General features: G+C 35.0%; 4 protein-coding genes. 1 reads left to right on the top strand and 3 read right to left on the bottom strand.

Annotated features, from left to right (window positions below; all coding sequences use genetic code 11):
- The coding region (locus ACY651_RS10615; protein WP_462252486.1) for a PQQ-dependent sugar dehydrogenase at positions 1–726 on the top strand (726 nt) is incomplete at its 5' end.
- Positions 727–770: 44 nt separating this feature from the next.
- On the opposite strand, the gene ACY651_RS10610 is transcribed toward ACY651_RS10615, so the two are convergent.
- From ACY651_RS10610 to ACY651_RS10600, 3 genes are all read right to left on the bottom strand, one after another.
- Positions 771–2,879, bottom strand: a complete 2,109-nt coding sequence (locus ACY651_RS10610; RefSeq protein ID WP_462252484.1) for a hypothetical protein — start codon at positions 2,877–2,879, stop codon at positions 771–773.
- On the bottom strand, positions 2,872–3,411 hold the full coding sequence (locus ACY651_RS10605) for an RNA polymerase sigma factor (protein ID WP_462252482.1): 540 nt from the start codon (positions 3,409–3,411) through the stop codon (positions 2,872–2,874). The genes ACY651_RS10610 and ACY651_RS10605 overlap by 8 nt, the downstream gene beginning before the upstream one ends.
- A gap of 162 nt (positions 3,412–3,573) precedes the next feature.
- On the bottom strand, positions 3,574–3,780 hold a 207-nt coding region (locus ACY651_RS10600; protein WP_462252480.1), incomplete at its 5' end, for a DUF1415 family protein.

Below are 3,780 nucleotides of genomic sequence, written 5' to 3'. Positions count from 1 at the left end.
TATAACAATCACTGGTCGAGAAATATTATTGCCAATAAAAAAGGGGATAAAATTTATATTTCGATTGGCTCGGGCAGTAATGCAGCCGAACACGGAATGGAAAATGAAATAAGAAGGGCTAACATTTTAGAAATAAATCCTGATGGTAGCGGCGAAAGAATTTATGCAAGCGGACTGCGTAATCCCGTTGGTATGGATTGGGCGCCGGGCACTGCAACTTTATGGACAACAGTAAATGAAAGAGATGAATTAGGCGATGAGTTGGTACCCGATTATATGACGAGTGTGAAAGATGGCGGCTTTTATGGCTGGCCCTATTCTTACTATGGAAAAAATTTAGACCCGAGATTAAAAGATAAACAAAGGCCCGACCTTGTTGCAAAAGCAATTGTTCCTGATGTGCCGCTTGGATCACACACCGCATCGCTTGGATTAGCTTTTTATAATAAACAATCTTTCCCAACAAAATATCATAACGGTGCATTTATTGGGCAGCATGGCTCGTGGAACCGAAAAGAATTAACAGGATATAAAGTAATGTTTGTTCCTTTTGCAAATGGTAAACCATCCGGTGCACCCGAAGATTTTTTAACCGGCTTTATCGCCGATGCTTCAAAAAGTGAAGTGTATGGCAGGCCGGTTTGTGTTGCCATTCTTGATGATGGCTCCATGCTGGTAACGGATGATGTAAGTAATATTGTGTGGAGGGTTAGCAGGAAGAAATAAAATAGTCACTGCTTAAAATATTTACTACTTGTAAACAGCATAATTTATTTTTTGAATTGCATTTCGATTGCACCAGGCTCTGGTGGAGCTACATCATAACAACTAAAAATAGATTCCGCAACTTTCTCCCTGAATTGCTGATCTTTTCTCAATTGCAATTGTCGTAATACTTCCTGCTGTTGAAATAATTGGTATTCAAATTCAGTATTCAATTCTTTTACTTTACTAAAAGAATAAATTTTAAGTGCAGCTTTTAATTCGGCTTCGGTTAATGGAGATAAAAAAAATGTATATTCTTTTGGTTCTACATTAGATTGCCTGTAAAAATAAGCCTGCTCTCCTTTGTAAGCCAGTACCACAGCATCGTACTTAAATAATGAATTAAGATTTTCTTTGTAACTATTTTTTTTCTTCTGCACCAATTGAAAACTGCTCAAACTGTCGGGGATCAAATATACCAGCACACGGTCAAACTGCTCTTCATTATCTATTTTAAAATTTACTTGCTGATAAATTAATTTTGCAACTTTACCTGTAGCAGGATCTTTATATTCCATACTCTGCCTGTTAACAGTGGCTTCCATTACATAAGCATCTAAGTTTTTCCATCCCGTTGCAGTTATGGTTACGTTATAAAATTTATCTGCAGGCGGCACAATGGTATCGTTACAATTTCTTTTAACACCAATTTGTTTGTACGCATCAGTAAGATTAATACAAAGCTCTTCTTTAAAATTATTTTCTTCTCTTGCAAAATTCCTTATGGCTGCATCCCTGCTTTTGGTATCAGCAATAGTATCCAGGCGTTGCAGTTCTGCATTATATTTTGCCCAGGTTTTTTCAACAGCTTCCCTGTATGCTTTTGATTTTTGTTGAAAATAATTGCTTAGTTTTTGTTGCAGGCCATTTGCAATAATTACACCGCCATCCTTTCTGGCAGCAAATTCGAGGAATTTATTTTCCGCATCACCATAAGGCATTTTAGCACAAAGCTCATCAGAAATGTACAAAGGTTTATCAAGATTTTTAAAATAAATATCTAAAAACTTCGAAGTACAAAGGCTGTGCATGTACCGCAATCTTTCTGCAAATTCTTTTGTTGCAATGATAGTATTGTTGAACTTTTTATCCCAGATAGCCCTTATTATTGCAGGATCAATTTGATAAATTTCATTGTGTTTATCAAATTCAATAGGCAATCTTAAAGAATCAGATGCGTAATCAAATTTTGAAGGTTTTAAAGTATCCACAGTCTCGGGAAAATCAGCAGCCTCTACATTTCCTTGACTGAAAATTGCTTTGTACTCACTTGATTCATTGGTTTGCGGCCATCCACTAAAAGAGTAATACAAACTATCAGTATATTTTTTATTTTGATAATTTTTTCCCAACGCTTTTAATGTGGGTATATATTTAGGGGGATAAAAATCAAGGGTGGTAATATCATAAGTTTGTAATCTTTTTTCTATTGGCTTAGGGTTTACCCAATTAATTTTACCGGTACTATCGGGTACACCATCAAATAATTGCATAGCAGGGTTTATTTCTTTTGCTGGCACACTTACTGCAATTTCTTTTAAAAGAGAAAGCTCTTTATCACCGGCAAAACCTTTAATGGAAAACATTCCGGCTGTTTGCAGTAAATCACCATTGCTCATAGTTGAAAGTCCGCTCTTAATAATATCTTCAGGTGTTAATGCAGTTCTAATTTCTAATTGCACATTGTTACTGCTGAACGCATTTGCCGGTATAGCAAACACTACACCATCTTTTGTTTCAATAATGGTATCGGCGGCATTATCAATATCAAATTTTTCTGGAGCAGGAAAACCTTGTGCTGCTGTACCTTTCTCACCTTTTGCGATATGTAAGAACAAATCAGTTTTTACAGCATAGAAAATAAAAGCGGCAATTCCTATCGCAGCAATTATCCCCCAGCGGATTATTTTTTTTGCAAGAATTCTTTTTTTAATTGCTTTTACAAATTCATTTTTTAACCCTGCATTTTCTGCCGCTTTAATTACTTGCTTTTGTATATTAAATTCTTCCTGCAAATTTTTATCAGCTACCAGTTTTTCTTCAAATGTTATTTTTTCATCTGCACTCATTTCATTTTGCAGATACCGGTCTATTAGTATGCTGTTATTATCCATGAGTATCATTTTTTAAAAGTGTTACATAATTTTCCTTCGCTTTTTGAATGCAGCGGTACTTTTGGTTCTTGGCAATTTTTTCGTCGCTGAAAGCAAGTATACCGGCAATCTCTTTAAAATTTTTCTTTTTAAAATAAAACAGCATGAGCAGCTGCCTGCATTTTTCTCCCAATAAATTAAAAGCTGTTGTTGCAATAATAAATCCTGTTTCTTCTTCGGTAACAACATCTGCTATATCTGCGTTTGATTCTTCCGCAGGCAATTTTTTTCTTCTTCGTAACTCAGTAAGCCATAAATTTTTTGCTATTGCATTCAGGTAGGTACTAAGAGAAACGGTTAATACAAACTCAGTACTGTTTGCTTTTTTGTAGAGTATCACCAGTGCATCCTGAAAAATATCTTTTGCATCTTCTTCGGTACCGCTGTTTGCACAAATATATTTTTTAATAGAAGGTAAAGCAATATACAGCCCGTTTACTGCCTTGCTGTATTTATTATTCCGTAATTGTTCAACTATTTCGGTATCGGTCATTTTGTTGGCTTGTATAAGTTAATGCCGGTTTTAGTAAAAGGTCATCAATTAAAATAAAATATTTTTTTGTTTGAATGGCGTAAAATAAAAAATAAACCTTTTGAGGTTTATATAAAACGAATGTAACTATATTTTTGCTGGATAAAAAGGAGATAATCAGCATCACAAACAGGCATCCCTCAGCATCTTCATATACACCAACCCTTTTTCTTTGGCAAAATTAATATTTGTATCAGGGATATTTTCTGGGTGTTTATAATTTTGCAAAGCTTTATCAATGCTGGCTTCACGTAATAAATGCAGCATGGGATACACCGAGCGGTTAGTGTAATTAGCTGCATCATTTTCTACAGATCCTGCAAATAAATA

The sequence above is a fragment of the Ferruginibacter sp. genome (assembly GCF_031391665.1).
Classification (GTDB): domain Bacteria; phylum Bacteroidota; class Bacteroidia; order Chitinophagales; family Chitinophagaceae; genus Ferruginibacter.
This window is presented reverse-complemented; position numbering and strand designations above follow the sequence as displayed.